The 20,709-nt window shown below is 38.9% G+C and carries 16 protein-coding genes; 8 read left to right on the top strand and 8 right to left on the bottom strand.

Features of this window, described 5'->3' with window-relative positions; translation table 11 throughout:
- Window positions 1–38 precede the first annotated feature (38 nt).
- The 4 genes from DV942_RS00515 to DV942_RS00500 form a co-directional block, all read right to left on the bottom strand.
- Complete coding sequence (locus tag DV942_RS00515; protein WP_145854355.1) at window positions 39–1,640, bottom strand: S8 family peptidase; 1,602 nt, start codon at window positions 1,638–1,640, stop codon at window positions 39–41.
- A 238-nt stretch (window positions 1,641–1,878) separates the two neighbouring features.
- On the bottom strand, window positions 1,879–2,475 hold the full coding sequence (locus DV942_RS00510) for a DUF4142 domain-containing protein (protein WP_090979050.1): 597 nt from the start codon (window positions 2,473–2,475) through the stop codon (window positions 1,879–1,881).
- A gap of 71 nt (window positions 2,476–2,546) precedes the next feature.
- Complete coding sequence (locus tag DV942_RS00505; RefSeq protein WP_145854354.1) at window positions 2,547–2,981, bottom strand: GNAT family N-acetyltransferase; 435 nt, start codon at window positions 2,979–2,981, stop codon at window positions 2,547–2,549.
- Window positions 2,982–3,074: 93 nt separating this feature from the next.
- Entirely contained in the window at window positions 3,075–3,566 is a 492-nt protein-coding gene (locus DV942_RS00500; RefSeq protein WP_090979043.1) for a YajQ family cyclic di-GMP-binding protein, read from the bottom strand.
- 75 nt (window positions 3,567–3,641) lie between these two features.
- Between DV942_RS00500 and DV942_RS00495 the strand changes: the two genes are divergently transcribed.
- From DV942_RS00495 to DV942_RS00485, 3 genes are all read left to right on the top strand, one after another.
- Complete coding sequence (locus DV942_RS00495) at window positions 3,642–4,211, top strand: hypothetical protein (RefSeq protein ID WP_145854352.1); 570 nt, start codon at window positions 3,642–3,644, stop codon at window positions 4,209–4,211.
- A 100-nt stretch (window positions 4,212–4,311) separates the two neighbouring features.
- The gene (gene ppk1, locus DV942_RS00490) at window positions 4,312–6,372 is read left to right on the top strand and encodes a polyphosphate kinase 1 (RefSeq protein ID WP_090979036.1); all 2,061 of its coding nucleotides are present in this window, start codon (window positions 4,312–4,314) and stop codon (window positions 6,370–6,372) included.
- The gene (locus tag DV942_RS00485) at window positions 6,372–7,253 is read left to right on the top strand and encodes a Ppx/GppA phosphatase family protein (RefSeq protein WP_145854350.1); all 882 of its coding nucleotides are present in this window, start codon (window positions 6,372–6,374) and stop codon (window positions 7,251–7,253) included. The genes ppk1 and DV942_RS00485 overlap by 1 nt, the downstream gene beginning before the upstream one ends.
- A gap of 169 nt (window positions 7,254–7,422) precedes the next feature.
- On the opposite strand, the gene pgl is transcribed toward DV942_RS00485, so the two are convergent.
- The 4 genes from pgl to DV942_RS00465 form a co-directional block, all read right to left on the bottom strand.
- The gene (pgl, locus tag DV942_RS00480) at window positions 7,423–8,148 is read right to left on the bottom strand and encodes a 6-phosphogluconolactonase (protein ID WP_145854348.1); all 726 of its coding nucleotides are present in this window, start codon (window positions 8,146–8,148) and stop codon (window positions 7,423–7,425) included.
- Between the two features lie 119 nt (window positions 8,149–8,267).
- Window positions 8,268–9,782 carry a glucose-6-phosphate dehydrogenase gene (gene zwf / locus DV942_RS00475; RefSeq protein ID WP_145854346.1) on the bottom strand — a complete coding sequence of 505 codons (1,515 nt, stop codon included), beginning with the start codon at window positions 9,780–9,782 and terminating at the stop codon, window positions 8,268–8,270.
- A gap of 28 nt (window positions 9,783–9,810) precedes the next feature.
- On the bottom strand, window positions 9,811–11,226 hold the full coding sequence (gene gndA, locus DV942_RS00470) for an NADP-dependent phosphogluconate dehydrogenase (protein ID WP_145854345.1): 1,416 nt from the start codon (window positions 11,224–11,226) through the stop codon (window positions 9,811–9,813).
- A gap of 86 nt (window positions 11,227–11,312) precedes the next feature.
- Window positions 11,313–12,071, bottom strand: a complete 759-nt coding sequence (locus DV942_RS00465) for an ROK family protein (protein WP_134203531.1) — start codon at window positions 12,069–12,071, stop codon at window positions 11,313–11,315.
- Window positions 12,072–12,225: 154 nt separating this feature from the next.
- Here DV942_RS00465 and DV942_RS00460 point away from each other — a divergent pair, with 154 nt between their 5' ends.
- From DV942_RS00460 to DV942_RS00440, 5 genes are all read left to right on the top strand, one after another.
- Window positions 12,226–13,455, top strand: coding sequence for a sterol desaturase family protein (locus DV942_RS00460; RefSeq protein ID WP_145854343.1), 1,230 nt, complete (start codon window positions 12,226–12,228; stop codon window positions 13,453–13,455).
- Window positions 13,456–13,519: 64 nt separating this feature from the next.
- Complete coding sequence (locus DV942_RS00455; protein ID WP_134203530.1) at window positions 13,520–14,086, top strand: RNA polymerase sigma factor; 567 nt, start codon at window positions 13,520–13,522, stop codon at window positions 14,084–14,086.
- A 423-nt stretch (window positions 14,087–14,509) separates the two neighbouring features.
- Window positions 14,510–15,508, top strand: a complete 999-nt coding sequence (locus DV942_RS00450) for a FecR family protein (RefSeq protein ID WP_145854341.1) — start codon at window positions 14,510–14,512, stop codon at window positions 15,506–15,508.
- A 123-nt stretch (window positions 15,509–15,631) separates the two neighbouring features.
- Window positions 15,632–19,129, top strand: a complete 3,498-nt coding sequence (locus tag DV942_RS00445; protein WP_244950786.1) for a SusC/RagA family TonB-linked outer membrane protein — start codon at window positions 15,632–15,634, stop codon at window positions 19,127–19,129.
- A gap of 11 nt (window positions 19,130–19,140) precedes the next feature.
- On the top strand, window positions 19,141–20,706 hold the full coding sequence (locus DV942_RS00440; RefSeq protein ID WP_145854339.1) for a SusD/RagB family nutrient-binding outer membrane lipoprotein: 1,566 nt from the start codon (window positions 19,141–19,143) through the stop codon (window positions 20,704–20,706).
- Window positions 20,707–20,709: the final 3 nt, after the last annotated feature.

Below are 20,709 nucleotides of genomic sequence, written 5' to 3'. Positions count from 1 at the left end.
TCGCTCAGAATGACAATCTGAAAAAATTACTTAGCAACTTACTTACCTGAATAAGTTGCTGCTAATTTTAATGCATTGTAAGCATTTACAATTCCGCCGCTGATACAAAGATCAGAAAAAGGAACAGAAACTTTTTCGGCATCAGGACCTTCGCCTTTCGCGTATTCTACATTGTGGTTTACTTTGGTAACCGATTTAACGATAGTTTCTTTTACCTGCGCTGCCGTTAATTTTGGATAATAAGAACGGATTAAGCCAGCCAGGCCAGCCACAACCGGAGAGGCCATACTGGTTCCATCCAAGTTTTTGTATTTGGAACCAGGTACGGTGGAATAAATCTGTACACCTGGCGCGAAAACATCAACCTGGTTTTTACCATAGTTAGAGAAACTAGCTTTCAAAGTCTCATCATCTTTAGGACCTGAAGCACCAACGGTAATCCATGATGCAATAGTTTTCTCATCTAAATCCTTGTGGTTAGGGAAATTATTTTCAACATCAATATTTTTGTTCTCGTTACCTGCGGCCTGAACAATCAATACATCTTTAGATGCGGCATATTTCATTGCTTCGTTAACAACTGCTTTATTCCAGCTATAAGCTTTACCAAAACTCATGTTGATTACTTTAGCGCCATTATCAACTGCATAGCGGATTGCATTTGCTACATCTTTATCCCTTTCATCACCGTTTGGCGTACAACGCACGCCCATAATAGCTACATTATCGGCTACACCTAAAATTCCAATTTTGTTGGTTCTATCTGCTGCAATAATACCTGCTACGTGTGTACCGTGCATCGCATCAGGGCCTGCAACATCGTTATTGCCATAAAACCGTTCTTTATCATTATTTGGATCATCACCAACTATTGAACGTGGATCATAATCAAGATTTAAGTTATATTCGGCCTGGCGTGTATAATAATCCAATCCTTCTTTAATCTGGTCTTCGTAAAAATCTTTAAAACTGCCTTTTTCCAGTTGTTGGATCAATATTCCCTGGATACGGCCTTCAATCGCCGTAGATGGCTTAAAGTTTTTAAAATCTTCTGCTGTTGGATTTTCTTTACCAATTTTCTGTACTACAGCATCTAAAGCTGTTTTAAAACCTGTAATACCCGCTAAGTTTTCTTTTGCTTCAGCCAGTTTTTGTTCCAACTCGGCCCTTTCAGCTTTAAACGCTTCAAAATCCTTTTTATCCTTTTCTGCTACATTTGCATCTGTAGTATTGGCAAAGCGTGCCTGATCCCGACGAACCAAACGGGTCAGCTCTAAGGTTTCAAAATTTACAGATCCCTTTGGTCCTCCAATAAAATTCCAGCCGTTAATATCGTCGATGTAGCCATTTTTATCATCATCTTTACCATTGCCTGGTTTCTCTTTGGTATTTACCCACATAATCCGTTTCAGATCTTCGTGTGTAGCTTCTACACCACCGTCATTTACAGCCACGATAACTTTTACGGATCTTTTACCCTTTAAAAGTTCTTTATATGCTTTCTCCGTACTGATTCCGAATGTGCTATCGCTTTTTAGGTCGAGGTTTTGCCAATTGGCTTTTTGCGCATGAGCCAAAGTTGGTACTGCACTTACAATTGCAATACCCAACAATGTTCTAAAAATTCTACTCTTGTTCATTTATATATTTTTGTATTAAACGGCGAAAGTTAATTTTAATTTTTTGTTGAAAGAAATTGTGTTTAAATTAAATTGATATTGATGTGCTTTTTATAACAATTAAGGCCGTTGACAATGAAAAAAGTCGTCGTTCAGGACCGGTTTCTACGGAATAGAGAAATCTATCTGAAAAGATTTCCCGACTTCGTTATACCAGGTTCGAAACGACGACTAGTTAAATGTAGGTTAACTTGATAACCTATTTTAAGCCTGCGGCAATTTTCTGAGCCATCTCGTTATGCGATTCGATTACTTTTAAAGTATTCGCAGCCCATTCTTTAATACTTTGATCGCGGTTTTCGGTACCTTTTTTGAATAATGCTACCGTTTTTTCGTGATCGGTAACCATCATATCCATATAGTGTTTATCAAACGCAGCACCAGTCATTTTTTTCATACCATCTAAATGAATCTGTTCATCAGCTGGTAAGGCATCAGGGGTAATTACTTTTTTATTTACAGCCAATGCTTTTAATTCTGCATTGGCTTTTTCATGGTCGGCAAGCATTTTAGCCGCAAACTCTTTCACCTCTGCACTTTTAGCATTCTGGGCTGCAATCTTAGCCGCTTCAACTTCCATAATACCGCCAACGGCCGCTTTTCTTAAAAAAGTAGCACCTGCTTCATCCACTCCAGATTCAGTACTTTCTGATCCGGCAACGTGATTACCGTTTACCATAGTGGTGTCGCCAGCAACGCTGTCTTTAGTAGTTGCTGATTTTTTATCTGCAGTCTGGCAGGCCTCAAAAGAAAGTGCCAGGGCAAAAGCTGTCGACAATAGAAATATCTTTTTCATGTTTTCTCAATGTTTAATATGTATGACAAACAAGATACTCGAAAAAAGGTTTTTGATATCTCTGCTGGCCCTTAACGATATGCATTTTGAATCACAATGCCCATTTGCCTTTCGGGATTTTGAATAGCTGAAAACCCAAATTGTTCATAGAGGCCATGGGCGTCTAAAGTAGCCAATTGGTAACGCCTCAGGCCCTGCAAATCCGGATGGAAAATCATAAATGACATCATTTTTTTTGACAAGCCCAACCCACGGTAATTCTCGTTAATGTAAACATCGCAAAGCCAGGCAAATGTTGCTTTATCGGTTACCCAACGGGCAAAACCTACCTGCACATGATCTTTATAAATACCAAAACATAATGAATTTTCTATGGATCGTTTTACGGTAGCTATAGGAATGCCTTTCGCCCAATAGGATTCGACACTTAAATACTGGTGGATAGCTTCGAGATCTAAGCGTTCTTTTTGATCAGAAAATATAAAACCGTTTTCGCTGATTTCCATAATTGATATCAGTTAATTGTTTAAATTTGGCTAACCATTTAATTATCAGATTATTATTTATAATTGACCGATTTTAACAGTTAACCAGTTAAACTAATTACGCATATTGATAAACTGTAATGGCTGATCAAAATCTTCGTTTCTGCAAAGACTGATGACAGCTTGTAAATCATCAATTTTTTTGGCCGTAACCCGAACCTGATCATCCATAATGGCAGGCTGAACTTTTAACCCGCTCGCTTTGATTTTGGCTACCACTTTTTTCGCCGCTTCTTTATCCAACCCCTCTTTGATGCTGATTTCTTTTCTGATCATGTTACCCGAGGCCTGGTGTTCATCGCCGAAGTTTAAACTTTTTGGATCCAAATTCTGCTTCATCATCCGGGAAATGATAGATCCTTCAATAGCTTTCAAACGCATATCGTCTTCAGTCACAATGGTTATCACATTTGTTTTTTTATCCAGATCGATTGTGCTTTTTGATCCGTTAAAGTCGAATCGGTTCAGTATTTCTTTTTTAGCATTGTTAATGGCATTGTCTAATGTCTGCGCATCAACTTTACTTACAATATCAAAAGAAGGCATGGTTTTAGCTTTAAAGTAAAAAAATAAGTAGATTTAATAGAAATTAATCCATTCTCACAAAAAAACGAAAATAATATGAAAACCCCTAAGCCGAAGTCTCAAAAAAAGATTATAAAAAAGGAAGCCAAAAAACAGCTTGAACAGTCTATTACTACTCAATTTTTAGATGTGATTAAAAGCTTAGGTCATGATGTATCTGAAATCAGTACGGAGGTGGGTAAAGCAAGTAAGCGGGTCGCTAGAAAATTAACCAAAAAATTTACCATTGTTAAGTCTGATGTGGGTCAAAAAATTGATGGTTTGTTACATGCCTCGCAAGAAAAAGCAAAAGAAGTAAAAAAGCCTGTTGCCAAAGCGGTAAGTAAATCTGAAAAATCTGCTGAAAAAGTGGTTAAAAAAGCTATAGCTAAAGCAAAACCTGTGGTACAAAGTGTTAAAGTTGCCGCAATAGAGACCGAAGAGAAGGCCGAAAAGGTATTGGCAAAGCCATTGAATAAGTCAAAAACAGCCGTAAATGAAACAGTTAAAACAATCAAAAAAGCAGCAGATAAAGCACCGGAAAAAACACCTGAAACGCTGAACAAAACAGCTGTTAAAGACAGTTCTGAAGCAAAGAAAAATGTAAAAACACTAACCAAGAAATAAATTTGTTAACGTTAACGTGTAAATGAATTAACATCGATTTAACAAAATAATTTGCAGTTTTGAACATCCCTGTTTTGGCAGGGATTTTTTATTTTTTTAGATGAGCAATAAGAAGATTCCATTTTTTAACCGCGAAATCAGTTGGCTTTACTTTAATGAACGCGTACTTCAGGAAGCAGCCGATGAAACAGTTCCGCTGATTGAACGGATTAAATTTTTATCTATATATTCTTCCAATTTAGAAGAGTTTTATCGGGTTAGGGTAGCCACTATAAGCCGGCTCACCAATCTGAACGATAAAGCCAAAGCACTTTTAGGATTTAACCCGAAAAAAATTCTGAATGAAATTAAAAATATTGTTGTTAAACAGGAAAGAAAATTCGACCAGCTGTTCCAGGCTACTTTAATTAACGAACTTGCTCAAAACAGGATTTTTATTTTAAACGACACACAGCTAAATGTAAGCAGGGGAGAATTTGTTAAAAATCATTTCAGAGATAAGATTTTATCCAACCTGGTTCCGATCATGCTGGATATGGATAAACCTTTTCCGGAATTGAAAGACCGGTACCTTTACTTTTTTGTTAAACTTTCTAAAAAGGATACAAAAGTTAAAGAGAAATATGCACTTATTGAAATTCCGCCCAATTTACCCCGTTTTTTGGTACTACCCGAAACAAACGATTTAAAGTTTATTATTCTTGCCGAAGATATCATCAGATATTGTTTAGACGATATTTTTTATGTTTTCACTTACGATAATCTGGAAGCATACTCCATTCAGTTGACGCGCGATGCTGAATTGGATATTGATAAAAACATTAGTGACAAGTTTATTGATGATTTAAAAAACAGCTTAGAGAAACGAAAAAAAGGAAAGCCTATGCGCTTGCTTTACGATTCGGCCATGCCACTGAATATGCTTACCGTGTTGGTAAACAAGCTTAAACTGGAAGCCGAAAGTTTGATTCCGGGTAACCGCTACCATAAATTCGGCGACTTTATTGCTTTCCCGAATGTGGGCAAAAAGGAATTGGAGTATGCACCAAATGTACCGTTAAAGGTTCACGATCTGCATAGAACGCAAAGTATGTTCAATAAAGTTGCACAGCGCGATTATTTGGTCAATTTACCTTATCAATCGTACGATTATATTATTTTGTTCTTACGTGAAGCTGCCATTGATCCGAAAGTAACGGAGATACAGATCACCCTATATCGTTTAGCCGAAAACTCAAAAGTAATCAACGCCTTAATCAATGCCGCTAAAAATGGCAAAAACGTTTCTGTTCTGTTAGAACTTAAAGCTCGTTTTGATGAACAGGCCAATATCTACTGGACAAGCCGGTTAATGGAAGAAGGTGTTAAAGTAAATTATGGTTTAACAGATTATAAGGTACATTCTAAAATCTGCTTGGTTAAACGGATAGAAAAAGATAAAGCGGTATACTATGCAAACCTGGCAACAGGGAATTTCAATGAAAAAACCGCAGGGTTATACTGCGATCATAGCATTTTCACGGCCAGGAAAGAGATCACCAACGACCTGGTTAAACTTTTTGATGCACTAAATAAGCGTACCGTAACCAAAGGTTTCAAGCATTTGATTGTTTCTCCATTGGAGAGCCGTTCTAAACTGGTTAATTTTATCAACCGCGAAATCAGAAATGCCAAACAAGGTAAACTTGCTTATATTATGTTAAAAGTAAACAGTTTGGCCGATGAAGGCATTATATCAAAACTTTATGATGCGAGCAATGCCGGGGTTAAAATCCAGCTTATTATCCGCGGCATTTGTTGCCTGGTGCCGGGAGTAAAGGGGTTTAGTGAAAATATTACTGCGGTTAGTATTATCGATAAGTTTTTGGAGCATGCAAGGGTATATATTTTTGGAAATAACGGCAAAAACGACATGTATTTATCATCTGCAGATTTAATGAGCAGAAACTTTGAACATCGTGTTGAGGTTGGCTTTCCGGTGCTAGATCATGATATTAAACAGGAAATACAAGATATCATTGATCTGCAGCTGCAAGATAATACCAAATCAAGACAAATAAACGCCACTAACAGCAATAAATATCATAAAAACAGATTAAGTAAAAAAATAAGGGCGCAGGTGGATATTTATAACTATTTAAAAACCAAGCATCAATCATAATGTTAAGATACGCAGCTATCGATATCGGCTCTAACGCGGTGAGGTTACTCATTGCCGATATTAACAAACAAGACGGGAAATATAAATATAAAAAGAATACCCTTATACGTGTGCCCCTACGATTAGGCGATGATGCATTTCTGGATCAACATATTTCGGAGAAAAAATCAGCCGATCTGGTAAAAACGATGATTGCTTTTAAAAACCTGATGGATGTTTACCATGTTTCTGAATACCTGGCCTGTGCAACCTCTGCCATGCGCGAGGCCCAAAATGGTGAAGATATTGTTAAACTGATTAAAAAAGAAGCAGACATTACTTTAGAAATTATTGAGGGACAACGCGAAGCCAATATCATATACGCCAACCACATTGAAGAAGCATTAGATGAAAATAAAAATTACCTGTATATTGATGTGGGCGGCGGTAGTACCGAGTTATCTGTTTTTGTAAAAGGTGTGCCGGAGGCATCGAGATCATTTAATATTGGTACGATCAGAATGCTTGATAACCAGGATAAGGAAGAAACCTGGGAAGAGATGAAAGATTGGGTTAAGGAGCATACCAAAGCCTATAAACATTTAGCAGGCATAGGTACAGGTGGCAATATCAATAAATTGTTCCGCATGTCTGATGAAAAGGAAAATGCACCTTTATCGTTGCAGAAACTAAATTCGATGTATAATAAATTAACCAGTTATTCACTGAAAGAAAGGATTCATGTATTGGGTTTAAATCCCGATCGTGCAGATGTGATTATCCCGGCCTGCGAGATTTATTTAACCTTAATGAAGTGGACAGGTATAAAACAGATCTATGTACCTAAGGTGGGTATGGCTGATGGGATTATTAAATTGCTGATTGAAGATAAGTTGGATTAGGTAACCAAAGTGTCAGATGTTTCCGTCTGATACCCTTACCAGTCTGGTTTTAAGAACTGTCGGATGGTAACATCCGACAGCACATTATCTATGGTGTCAGATGTTACCATCTGACACTCATAAAATCCTGGCTATACATTCAGATGGTAACATCCGAATGCACATTTCATTAATCTTCCAGCAATTTAGTCGCAGCTACATCTACAAACCAGGTTAATTTACCGTCAATCGGATCGATTAGCTGAGAAGGATACAGATCAGGATTTTTTTCTGTATCACCAATTACATGTTTAAGTGCTTCGGCTTTATTCTCTCCAAAAACCAGAAAAGCAACATTATCTGCTTTATTAATTAATGGTGCAGTAAAACTAATGCGATAAGTATCTAGTTTTTCCACATACACAGCCGCTACATTCACTTCTTCATCCTTCACCAATGTAGTGTGCGGAAAAATCGAAGCGGTATGTGCGTCATCGCCCATGCCTAGCAGGATTAAATCGAAAACAGTGTCTTCGCCATTAAAATGCTGATCAATTGCTTTTTTATATTCAATAGCCGCTTTTTCCGGTGCCAAAGTAGTATCTACATAAAAAATATGATCCTCTTTAATACCCAACGGATCTAAAATAGTTTTCTTGGCCATTAATCCATTGTAGTTATCATCACTGGCCGGAACGTTGCGCTCATCGCCAAAGAAAAAATATACTTTTTCCCAATCGATCCTGTGCTGCCCTTCGGAAGCTAAAAAATGGTAAAGTGCTTTAGGAGAACTACCACCAGTAAGTACGAAATTAAAACGATCGTTTTCTTCGATAGACATTTCCGCAATTTTGATTACATAATCTGCCAGATCCTGGTTTAGTTCTTCTAATGTTTTGTATATAAGTAGATTCATTTTTATATATTAAATAATGTCATGTTGAGCTTGTCGAAACACCTTATCATAAATTTTCGACAGACTCAGAATGACAATTTGTTTATGGCTATTCAACAGTTGTTTAAGCCATTAACTTATTATTCCTTGTTCTTTAATGGCAGGTTAAACCAATGGAAACCGTCTCTTGCAATAAGTGCTTCTGCTTCTTCAGGTCCCCAGCTATCAGCCGGATAGTTAGGGAAGTTGATCGATTTTTTGCTTTCCCATGTGTTTAAAATCGGCATCACCAGTTCCCAGGCTGCTTCTACCTGATCGCCTCGCATAAACAGGGTTTGATCGCCCATCATGGCATCCAACAACAAGGTTTCATAAGCTTCCGGTGTATCACCCTCGTAAGTGCCTTTATAATCAAATACCATATCAACAGGGTTCAATACCATGTCTAATCCAGGTCTTTTGGCCTGCACCTGCATGCGGATACTCATTTCCGGCTGGATGCTGATCACCAACCTGTTCTGCTGCCAATTTTCAGTTACATCTGAAGAGAAAATCTGATGTGGCACATCTCTAAACTGGATCGTTATTAATGATGAGGTTTGGTTTAAGCGTTTTCCTGTTCTTAAATAGAAAGGAATACCCTGCCATCTCCAGTTATCGATATGGAATTTAACTGCCGCAAAAGTTTCGGTATTAGAGTGCGAATCAACACCTTTTTCCTGACGGTAGCCGGGAACTTCCTTGCCTTCAACCCAACCTTTGCTATACTGGCCGCGAACCGTATGAAAACGTATATCTTCAGCAGAAAAAGGACGCATTGCTTTTAATACCTCTACCTTGCGGTTTCTGATTTCATCGGCATCAAAATTAATTGGCGCTTCCATTCCAACCAAACAGAGCAATTGTAACAAGTGGTTTTGGATCATGTCCCTTAAAGCACCCGAACCTTCGTAATAACCTCCACGATCGCCCACACCTAACTGTTCGGTTACTGAAATCTGGACATGATCGATATAAGATCTGTTCCATAATGGTTCGAACAAAGCATTGGCAAAACGGAAAGCCATCATGTTTTGCACGGTTTCTTTGCCGAGATAATGATCGATACGATAAATCTGTTTTTCGGTAAAAATGGTGCTTAACAATGCGTTTAACTCTTTTGCTGATTCTAAATCATGGCCAAAAGGTTTTTCGATAACGATGCGGCTATTATCTTCATCTTGCGTTAATTTATATTTCTGCAAACACTCCGCGATAATAGGGAAGAAATTTGGCGCCACTGCCAGATAGTAAATGACCTGTGTACCAGCACCAAACTCTTTTTGATATTTTTCTACGGCAGCTTTTAGATTTTCGAAAGTTTTCGGTTCAGCAAAATCGGTAGGGCAATAATGGATCGTATTTCCGAAATCTTCCCATTTGTCTTTTTTAACTTTCCCGCTACGAGAAAACTCATTTACCGCTTCTTCCAGTGCAGTTTTATAACTGTCATCGGTAAATTCTGTTCTTCCGGTACCTATAACGGCAAATTTTTCAGGCATATAGCCCTCCATAAACAGGTTATATAGCGCTGGTGCTAATTTTCTTTTATTTAAATCGCCTGTTCCACCAAATATTACAAAAATGGTGGGGTTTAATGCGGTTTTGGCTTTCATCTTATATTTTGTTCGTGTGTCTATTAGGTTAAGATAATTTATTCCAATCGGCATGGAAAACGCCATCTTTATCAATACGCTCAAAAGTATGCGCACCAAAGAAATCTCGTTGTGCCTGGATTAAATTTGAAGGCATTCTGCCGGTAGTAATAGTATCAAAGTAGGTTAGGGTAGATGCAAAAGCAGGGATGCCTAAACCAGCATTTATGCTGGCACAAATTGTATTACGGGTACCCTCTAAAGTATCTTTAATGATATTTTGAATACCTGCATCACCGAATAAATGTTCCAGAGCATTGTTTTTATCATAAGCCTGATAAATATCTTCCAAGAATTTAGCCCGGATGATACAGCCACCACGCCAGATTTTGGCAATTTCCTGCAATTGTAAATCGTATTCATATTCTTTTGATGCCTGCACCAACAAATGCATCCCTTGTGCATAAGCACTGATCATTGAAAAGTAAAATGCATCTTCAAGCTCCTCAACGGTAACCGCAATTTTGGTATCATTTTTACCAAATGCTTCTTCTAAAGAAACCCTTAAGGCTTTAAATTTAGATAAATCGCGGTTAGAAACAGCTTCGTTAATGGTTGGTATAGGTAACTGAAGTTCCATTGAAACTTCCGAAGTCCACTTTCCGGTGCCTTTTGAACGCGCTTCATCTTTAATCTGGTCTAGCAGGTCATTTTTTGTCTCTGTATCTTTAAACAAGAAGATCTCAGCAGTAATTTCCAATAAGAATGATTGCAACCTACCTTCGTTCCATTTTTTGAATACCTTATAAATTTCTTCATTTGAATAACCTAAGCCATTTTTAAGGATGCCATAAACTTCTGCAATAAGTTCCATAATAGCATATTCGATACCATTGTGTACCATTTTAACAAAGTGGCCGGAAGCACCAGGGCCAATGTAGGTAACGCAGGGATCGGTACCTACTTTAGCAGCTACAGCTTCAAAAACATCCTTAACCACATTGTATGCTTGTTTATCGCCACCCGGCATCATACTTGGACCGAAGCGTGCACCTTCTTCACCACCAGAAATACCCATTCCGAAGAAATGTAAGCCATCTTTCTCTAACTCATCAACACGGCGGTTGGTATCGGTAAAATGTGAATTTCCGCTATCAATGATGATGTCTCCCTTGCTTAAAAGCGGTTTTAATTCGGCAATAACGCTATCTACAATCGGGCCTGCGGGTACCAATAAAATCAGGGTACGTGGGGTTTGTAAACTAAAGATAAAACTTTCAATATCATTAAAGCCTTCCAGCTGATGTGCTTTACCTTCTTCTTCAAGTTTAGCAATCATTTTGCTATCTTTATCATACCCCGTTACGGAAAAGCCTTTATCAGCCATGTTCAACAATAGGTTTCGGCCCATTGTGCCTAAACCGATCATTCCCAACTTATATTTTTCAGAATCGTTATTTGCCATTTTTTGTGTTTTAGAATATACCCAAAATTAGGGTTTACAAATTAATATCGGACTTATTGTTGTTAAAAGATTGTAATAAAAGGTTATTATTTTTTAGGTTCGACGGTGAAAATATTGTACTTATCGGCCAGTTTCCAAAGTTTAGCACCTCCTTTAATCCCGTCTCTGTTGGTTACGAGTTTGATGTTGTTTTCTAATTTAAAATCGATGTGTTTAGAATTGCCGCCGCCAATATAGAGCGTATCGTAATTAAAAACTGTTTTATAAATTTCGATGATCTTTTTCAACCGCTTATTCCAGCGCTCAGCGCCAATTTTTTCAAAAGCTTTATTCCCGATATAATCATCGTAATCTTCTTCTTTGTTAATCGGGAAATGCGCCAGTTCCAAATGCGGCAGTAGTTCACCATCAAATAATAGTGCTGTTCCAAAACCTGTTCCTACAGTAAAAACAATTTCAAAACCTTTTCCATCCACTACACCTAAGCCTTGCTGATCGGCATCGTTTACCAGGCGCACGGGATGCCCCAGTACATCAGCAACACGCTGTGCAAGATCTACATCTTCCCATTTATTTTTGGCCAGGTTCGGTGCAGTTTTAACGATACCATTTTTAACATAGCCCGGAAAACCAATGGAAATGCGGTTATAAGTTTGCGGAAAAGGCTTAACAAGATCCACAATTCCGTTCACGATATCCTTTGGTGTAGCTTCGGGCGGTGTTTTACTTTTTACATATTCATTAAGCATATTGCCGCTTTCATCCAAAAGAACGGTTTTGATACTCGTACCACCAATATCTATCGATAATATATTGTTGTTTTCAATTTTTTTCTCTGTAGCCATACCGCTTTATTTATAATTCCGAAGTTCTACAAATAAATTAAAATGGCAAACATTAAATGAAGATTGATTTACACAGTAAAATAAACTATAAAGTCTATATATTTTATAGAATATATTTATGTTTGTTCCGTTAACATAAAAAGATATAAACTCTATGACGGTAAATTACCTTGCCTTTGCTATTCCAGCTTTTTTTATTTTTGTATTTATTGAATTTAAGATTGCCAAATACCAAAAGAAAGCTAAAATCTTCAAATATGAGAGTACGGTGGCAAATTTTAGTGTTGGCATTGCCGAAAGGTTATTGAATTTGTTTATTGCGGCCAGTTTTTACCAGGTCTATAACTGGGTGTATACCAACTATGCGATTTTGGAGATTTCTACTCACTGGTATGTATGGATATTGCTGCTGCTCTCAACCGATTTTGTCTGGTATTGGTACCATAGGTTGGGGCATGAAATTAATTTCTTATGGGCTGCACATATTGTACATCACCAGAGCGAAGAATTTAATTTGTCGGCAGCCGCGAGGATTACCACCATCCAGGCCATTTTCCGTAATGTATTCTGGTGTATATTACCCTTATTGGGTTTTCACCCGAATATGATCATTACCATACTTTTAGCTCACGGGGCCTACTCATTTTTCACACACACACAATTAGTGGGTAAATTAGGCTGGCTGGAAAATATATTGATTACGCCTTCTTTACATGGCGTTCATCATGCGTCCGATGAGAAATACCTGGATAAAAATTATGGTGATGTGTTTGTTTTTTGGGATAAACTTTTTGGTACTTTCCAAAAAGAAGAAGAGGCCCCAAAATATGGCTTAACCCATCCTATCAAAAGTTATAGTTTCCTTTGGCAGCATTTTCATTATTACCTGGAAATAGGAGAGGCCTACAAGCGTGCAAACGGGTTTAAAGCCAAGTGGAATGCTATTTTTGGCAGTCCGGCATTAATGGATCAAACTATCAGGCCTGTTTTGGAGGAACGTTACGCTCAGCAAAAAAAATACCATCAGGGCAAACCCAGGTTTAAAACCTATTTAAATATACAGTTGATTGGCATTGTTGCCATGCTTACAGGCACTACCATGTTTTACAACTCGTTAACTTCGGTAAACAAAGTAGCCATATCTACATTTATTCTGCTTACGCTGATTAATTTAGGGGCATTACTGGAACAGCGCAAATGGATTTATTATCTGGAATGCTTCAGGTTAATACTGGTAATTGGTTATCTCTTCTACATTTTTAACATTATCGAACTCCTGATATTCCCTGTTGTAGGATTGATCATTCTGGAGCGTCATTTTTCTTTGAACAGACTGTATAAGAAACACTTTTTCAACTACCAATCCAACACAATTAATACATAGGTAACCTAAAGTAAAAGTTTGCTTAATATTACCGTAACGTTAGCGGGCTACTTTTGCTCGCAAGATGAAGGATGTATATTTAAGCAAAAGTGATGAAGATTTAATGTCTCTGATGATCAATAGAGATAGCCTGGCATTTGAAGCGCTTTTTAACAGGTATTATCCTGCTTTATGCAAATTTACCTCCATCTATATTAAAGACTACAATAGGGCCGAAGAGCTTATTGCGGATCTTTTTATGAAACTCTGGGACAAAAAACACGATTTGCAGATCAGATCCATCAAAAAATACCTTTTTACTGCTGCAAAAAACTTAGCCTTTAATGAAGTTCAACGTATAAAATTCCATATATTAAGTATTAACGACCGTGAAGAGACCCTTGATTATCCAGATACTTATCTAAACCCGCATGAGCAGCTTACCAGCAGGGAATCTTACTCCGAGATTATGGATTTGATTAAACTGTTGCCCGACCGACAACGGGAGGTGCTTTTAATGAGCCGCATAGATATGATGGAAAAAAGCATAATCGCCGATTTACTCGGAATAACGACCAGAACGGTAGAGACCTTACTATACCAGGCAGTGAAAAACTTCAGATTGCTTACTGCGGACCGATCGGCTATTTAATTCTATTTCTTTATTTCTGGAGAAGCATAGGATTGAACGCAATCGTCCTAAAAAGATCATTCATCCAAATATTATTTGCATTAGTTTTTGGAAAGGCCGGTTCAGTTTTCCATAGGGGTCTTCAGCCACGCTATTTTGTACAAGTCCCAACTAGGAATCGGAAGCTCTCCTCCCGACAACCGGGTTTATTTCACCCATGTAGGTGCCCATTAATTGTAGGTCGACAGGGGCTATGAATTGCTGACCTTTCATTTCCAAACCGAAAACATTCATATTACCTGATGAAATACGCCTTCAACTCATGAACTGATTTGGGTCGATATGCAACCCTTTATACTTAACGATTTGTTAACAATAACTTGATCTTTTTCGCTACGTATCGGCAGGCATTAATCTGTCTTACATTCAGAACCGCATCACTAAATGGACGAACGTTACTACAGATTAATAGAAGATTACAGCAAGAAAACCATCGGCACAGAAGATTTAACTGATTTATTGACCTGGGTAGAAAGTAGCCAGGAAAACCAGCAGATTTTCAGGGAAACCCTAAAAGCTTTTGAAGCGGCAGATCATTCGCTTAACAAACCTGTTAACCAGCAAAAAAGCTGGTTGGCCATACAACAACATATTGAACGTAATACTGAACAACCACCGCTAATCAAGAAAATTAAATACCACCGTTATCTTAAAATAGCTGCTGCAATTCTGGTGATTACGGTATTGCCAATACTTTATCTTACCCGTTCTCACCCAAAAAAAACCGCAACCATTGCTTACCATGAAATTTACAATCCACGTGGACAGAAAAGACTGGTGACTTTACCCGACGGTTCCAACATCTATTTAAACGGGGATAGTAAAATCCGGTATGCTTTAAATTTTAATACCGGTAAACGTATTGTTTACCTATCGGGTGAAGCTTTTTTTGATGTACAGCACCGCAGCAAGCAGCCTTTTATTGTACATACAGGAAAAGTAAGCACCACTGTGCTGGGCACCTCATTTAATATCAATGCCTATCCGTCCTCAGGAAATATCGCCATCACCGTACAAACGGGTAAAGTGGGAGTTGTATTTAAGGATAAACGTAAAGCCGCCCCAGTACAGTTCCTTTTACCAAATCAACAACTCAGCATCAACAGCAGTAACGGACAGGCTAATAAACATCAGGTAAATGCGGTTGATTATGACAGCTGGAGGGAATACAAAATCTTTTTTCACGATAAACCCCTGATCGAAATAGCAGAGGTGATCGCCCGCGAGTATGATCTTGATATCGAAATTAAAAAGGAGGCTTTAAAAGGCGTAAAACTTACTGCAAAATTTGATAAATGTTCAGTTAAGCAGATTATGGATGTAATTGCTAAGCTTTCCGACTCAAAATATACCATCTATGAAAATAAACTAATCATTTATTAACGGCAAACTATAAAGATAGATATGATATAAAATTACTAAACCGAAAATTGGCTCGAAATGCTGGACACATTTCAAGCCCTGAAAACTGTATACTCATTTGACAAAGTAAAACTTAGTAAAGATATGAAAATTAATACCCGATGGATTAAAATTTTCCATCAGTATCCCACAAGAATTATGGTAATAATGGCCATAATCATGTTAAATCTGCTCTCTTTCTCTCTAAATACCTATGCACAAAGCGACAAGAAATTTTTATTCGAAGCGGACGGCATTACCTTAAAAAAAGCTTTCGAGAATTTAGAAAAGCTGAGCGGCAATCATATTGCATATAACAATAACCAGCTCAACGATCAGAAAAAGATTTATGTGTCCAGAGGGACAAGATCGCTTTTTGAAATACTTGATCTGCTGCTAAAAGGAATGCCCTTTACCTATAAAGCCAGTTCTACAGGGAATATCATTATTACGGCAAAAAACACCAACACCGGTAAAGTTAGCGGTAAGGTTGTTGATGAAAACAACGAACCTATTCCTGCTGCTACCATTAAAATTGTTGAACTGAATATCCTTGGACAAACCAATAACAACGGTGAATATAACCTGAATGTAGCCGAAGGCATTTATACTGTTGAAGCAAGATTTATTTCTTATGAAGTTGCCAGAAAGCAGCAGGTAAAGGTTAACGTTGGCACAACTACCCGTGTTAATTTTAAATTGGTACAAGCTGACAATTCGTTAAATGAGGTGGTAGTTACCGCTTTAGGTATAAAAAGGCAGGAGAAAGCATTAGGCTATGCAGTAACAAAAATCGATAGCAACCAGTTAACGGAAGCCGTTTCTACCAACTGGACAGATGCACTTTCGGGCAAGGTTGCCGGTTTAAACCTGATCAGATCCAACAGCGGCCCGGCGGGTTCAAACAAAATCATTTTAAGGGGCGAAAACAACCTGACAGGTGATAACGAAGCCTTGATTGTGCTGGATGGAGTAGTAATCAACAATTCCGGCGGTAGACGTACGGCCAACAGTTCTGATGGGGTGTATGGAACCGGGAGTGATAATATGCCGGCTGATTACGGAAGCTCTATTAACGACATCAACCCAGAAGATATTGAAAGTGTAACGGTATTGAAAGGACCAGGAGCTGCCGCCTTATACGGCCAGCGCGGCGCCAATGGTGCCATTATTATCACCACCAAATCAGGAAGTTCAAAACACAAGAAAGTAAACATCAGATTCACTTCTAACGGGTCTTTTGAACAGGTAAACCGTTGGCCTGATATGCAATATGAATATGGCCAGGGATTAGATGGTGCAGCCTATTATTCTTATGGTGCAAGTGCCGATGGTGCAAGTACAAGCGGAACCAGCTCTGCCTATGGACCGCGTTTTGATGGCCAGATGTTTTTCCAGTACGATCCGGTTACACAAACTGCAGGTAAAACCAGAACACCCTGGGTACCTTATAAAAACCAGATCAGGGATTTCTTCACCACCGGCGATAATTTAACCAATTCCCTGAGTTTAGATGGCCGCTATAAAAATACCACAGCCCGTTTTTCGGTTACCAACCAGAACAATACGTGGATTGTACCCAACACTGGCATAGAGCGTACCACGCTTACCTTATCTACCAATACCGATGTAACCTCTAAATTAAAAATCGCCACGAAAATAAATTATGGCAACCGCTTTAGCGATAACTTACCTGGTGCAGGTTATGGTAATCAATCGTTAATGTATTGGTTTATTTTCTGGCAACCGAATGCAAGTTTGGACTGGATCAAAAACTATTGGGCAAACGGACAGGAAAATAAGGTCATCAAATATCCGTTCAGTTCATTTCCTGAGAACCCTTATGCAGTTGTTAACGAGTTTATCAATAGGACAAGACGTAATAACATCACGGCGAATATTCAGGCGAGCTATCAGTTTACAAAGGAACTGAGCCTATTATTAAGGTCCAGTATTGATTATTCAAACGAAAGGCGCGCGCAGGATCGTCCATACGATGCCGGTAGCCGTTTACCTAAAGGTTCAACCCGGCAACAACACATCAATGCGCAGGAAACCAACATCGATTTCTTGTTGAGGTACGATAAAAAAATCAATAAAAACTTTAGTATCAATGCTTCTTTTGGTGGAAGTGAGTTAAGAAATAAATATAACAAATCAGATTTACGCGCCGATGGTTTGATCGTACCGGATATTTACGAATTAACCAACAATCTGTATCCTTTAATTTCTATTCCAGATACCAGCCGATATAGAATCAATAGTTTTTATGGAGTCTTATCTACCAACTACAAAAACTACTGGTATGTGGAGCTTACCGGACGTAAAGACTGGAGCAGTGTATTGGCTACAGCCACCAGGACAGATAATGTTGGGTTTTTCTATCCGGCAATCAGCACGAGTTTTGTGCTTTCAGAATTCTTCAAACTGCCTAAAGCAGTTAGCTTTGCTAAGTTAAGGGCATCAGTTTCGCAGGTTGGTAGCGGTGGCACCACGCCTTATCGTACAGCCTATACCTATTCACTGGCGTCTAATGGCACTTATCCTGATAGCTCACTTGTAAATCCAACCATTTTACCAAACGAAAACTTAAAACCGCTTAAAACTACCACCTATGAAGTAGGCACTGAAGTAAGTTTATTTAAGGGCAGGTTAGGTTTTGATGTTGCTGTTTACGCCGGAAATACCAAAAACCAGATTCTAACCAGAATTATTGACCGTTCAACAGGCTATAACCAGGCATTGATCAATGCAGGGCAGGTAAACAATAGTGGTGTTGAAGTAGCCTTAAATGGAACACCTGTTGTTACTAAAAGCGGTTTTAAATGGACCATGAATGCCACTTTTGCGTCGAACAGAAATGTAATTAAAGCCTTAACAGATAGTTCGATTATCCTGCGTACCGGTCCGGTTGCAGGTGGCCAGATTGTGGCTAAGGTGGGCGGTAGTATGGGTGATTTATATGGCAGGGGCTATGTGCGCGACCCACAGGGTAATGTAGTTTACGATGCTACCACAGGATTTGCCAAAATCACCAATGACGTGGTTTACCTCGGCAATACCATGCCTAAATACAAATTCAGTATCGGAAGTACTTTTGCTTATAGAAATATCAGTTTAAACGTGCTGTTCGATGCGCAGGTAGGTGCAGTTGCACACTCTTTATTAAACTACAAAATGGTTGAGCAGGGTAAATTAACCAGCACACTGCCGGGAAGATATAATGGTATTATAGGTAATGGTGTAGTTCAGCTGGCAGATGGCTCTTATGTGCCAAATACAACAGTTGCTTATGATATTGATGAATATTACCGCTCGCATGCCGGTACGGATAACGCAGAGGGCAGTACTTTCAGTACCGATTTTATTAAATTTAGGGAAGCTTCTTTAAATTACAGATTCAATCCACGTTTTCTCAAAAGGATTGGTCTCTCCTCCGCAACTTTTGGGGTTTATGGCCGTAATCTTTTCATCTGGTCGCCATGGCCGATGTTTGATCCGGAGTTTGGAACACTTAGCGGTTCTGATATCGTTACCGGTTTTGAGATCGGTCAGTTCCCATCAACCAGAACTTTTGGTTTCAATTTATCAATTGGCATATAATCTTTTAAAACATGAAAAAGAATCTATATAAAATTATTGCAGGTTTAATGGTATCGGCTACTACACTTTCATCATGCGATAAAAACTTTCAGGAAGTTAACACCGATCCGATCAATATCCTGTCCACCACACCGGATAAATTATTGGCTCCGGCACTGGTGAATACTTTAACCAACGGAATGGTTCGTAACCGTAATTTTAATAACGAACTGATGCAGGTAACGGTCAGCATCAGCGATGGTGACGGAACCGTTTTTAGGTACGAATACAGAAGCACCTTTTCTGACTATTTATGGAATGCCTGGTATGTTCAGCTTACCAACTTTAAAGATATTTACAAATTAGCAAGTAAACCCGGCATGGAAAACAAATCATATCAGGGCATTTCGTTGGTTTGCCAATCCTGGGTTTACTCCATGTTATCAGACACTTATGGCGATATCCCATATTTTCAATCCAACGAGGGCAGCAGCGGCGTTTTAGAGCCTAAGTTTGATAAACAGAAAGATATTTATCTGGATATGTTTAAGAAACTGGAGGAAGCCAATACCTTGTTAAGTTCAGGCGTTGCGATAACCCCGTCAAGCGATCCGGTATTTAAAGGGAATATAGCCAAATGGCGGAAATTCTGTAATTCACTGTATTTAAGATTATTGCTTAGGGTATCGGGCAAACCGGAAGTTTCGGCACAGGCAATTGCCAAGATCAAGGAAATTGTAGATACCAATCCTGGTAATTATCCGGTAATGGCAAACAATAGCGAATCGGCAACTTTACCATGGACTGGTTTAACCGGAACAGATCCTTATGTAAATCCTTATGTAAATGGGGTTAGGGTACAGGATTTCAGATCTCCGGCAATTGGAAGCTTTTTTATCGAGCACTTAAGAGACTGGGCTGATCCGCGTATTGATGCCAATTCGCCAAATGGTGATGGAGGAGCAAACCGGTTAGGAATTGCGCAGGGGCCACAAGGATATTCAGGTGTGCCAAGCGGTTATGCCGTTGGTGCCGGGGTGGTAAAACAGGCTTATTTTTATTCATATGATCAGGCCCTTGGCAGCAGCACTTATGGTGCCAGATCTTTACAGCAATCGCCTAAAACAGGCATTTTGATGAACTATGCGGAGCTTCAGTTTATTCTGGCTGAAGCTGCAGTAAAAGGTTGGATCAAAGGGTCAGCCGCCAATTATTATAATGCTGGCATTGCCAATGCCATTAACTATTGGGTACCTGCATTTACCACTTCAACTACATCAGCAGCATTTACCAAATATGTTACCGATGCGGATATCGATTGGGACAATACCCAATCTACGGAAGGTAAAATGGAGCAGTTACACCTGCAGAAATACTTCGCGCTATTTCTTGTTGATATGCAGCAATGGTTCGAATACCGCCGTACCGGTCATCCGGTTCTGCCAAAGGGACCGGGGTTAAGAAACGGCGGGGTAATGCCGGCACGGATGACTTATCCGGTGTATGTACAGTCTGCAAATCCAACAAATTACCAACTGGCCGTAGCAGAGCAGGGACCTGACGCAATCAATACCAACGTATGGTGGCAAAAACCTTAACAC

Origin of the sequence: Pedobacter suwonensis, assembly GCF_007833675.1 — a bacterium.
GTDB classification, from domain to species: Bacteria; Bacteroidota; Bacteroidia; order Sphingobacteriales; family Sphingobacteriaceae; genus Pedobacter; species Pedobacter suwonensis.
This window is presented reverse-complemented; position numbering and strand designations above follow the sequence as displayed.

Excerpts from the sequence above, each read along its gene's own strand:
- DV942_RS00515 (WP_145854355.1), bottom strand. The coding sequence starts at position 1,640 with ATGAACAAGAGTAGAATTTTTAGAACATTGTTGGGTATTGCAATTGTA.
- DV942_RS00510 (WP_090979050.1), bottom strand. The coding sequence starts at position 2,475 with ATGAAAAAGATATTTCTATTGTCGACAGCTTTTGCCCTGGCACTTTCT.
- DV942_RS00505 (WP_145854354.1), bottom strand. The coding sequence starts at position 2,981 with ATGGAAATCAGCGAAAACGGTTTTATATTTTCTGATCAAAAAGAACGC.
- DV942_RS00500 (WP_090979043.1), bottom strand. The coding sequence starts at position 3,566 with ATGCCTTCTTTTGATATTGTAAGTAAAGTTGATGCGCAGACATTAGAC.
- DV942_RS00495 (WP_145854352.1), top strand. The coding sequence starts at position 3,642 with ATGAAAACCCCTAAGCCGAAGTCTCAAAAAAAGATTATAAAAAAGGAA.
- ppk1 (WP_090979036.1), top strand. The coding sequence starts at position 4,312 with ATGAGCAATAAGAAGATTCCATTTTTTAACCGCGAAATCAGTTGGCTT.
- DV942_RS00485 (WP_145854350.1), top strand. The coding sequence starts at position 6,372 with ATGTTAAGATACGCAGCTATCGATATCGGCTCTAACGCGGTGAGGTTA.
- pgl (WP_145854348.1), bottom strand. The coding sequence starts at position 8,148 with ATGAATCTACTTATATACAAAACATTAGAAGAACTAAACCAGGATCTG.
- zwf (WP_145854346.1), bottom strand. The coding sequence starts at position 9,782 with ATGAAAGCCAAAACCGCATTAAACCCCACCATTTTTGTAATATTTGGT.
- gndA (WP_145854345.1), bottom strand. The coding sequence starts at position 11,226 with ATGGCAAATAACGATTCTGAAAAATATAAGTTGGGAATGATCGGTTTA.
- DV942_RS00465 (WP_134203531.1), bottom strand. The coding sequence starts at position 12,071 with ATGGCTACAGAGAAAAAAATTGAAAACAACAATATATTATCGATAGAT.
- DV942_RS00460 (WP_145854343.1), top strand. The coding sequence starts at position 12,226 with ATGACGGTAAATTACCTTGCCTTTGCTATTCCAGCTTTTTTTATTTTT.
- DV942_RS00455 (WP_134203530.1), top strand. The coding sequence starts at position 13,520 with ATGAAGGATGTATATTTAAGCAAAAGTGATGAAGATTTAATGTCTCTG.
- DV942_RS00450 (WP_145854341.1), top strand. The coding sequence starts at position 14,510 with ATGGACGAACGTTACTACAGATTAATAGAAGATTACAGCAAGAAAACC.
- DV942_RS00445 (WP_244950786.1), top strand. The coding sequence starts at position 15,632 with ATGAAAATTAATACCCGATGGATTAAAATTTTCCATCAGTATCCCACA.
- DV942_RS00440 (WP_145854339.1), top strand. The coding sequence starts at position 19,141 with ATGAAAAAGAATCTATATAAAATTATTGCAGGTTTAATGGTATCGGCT.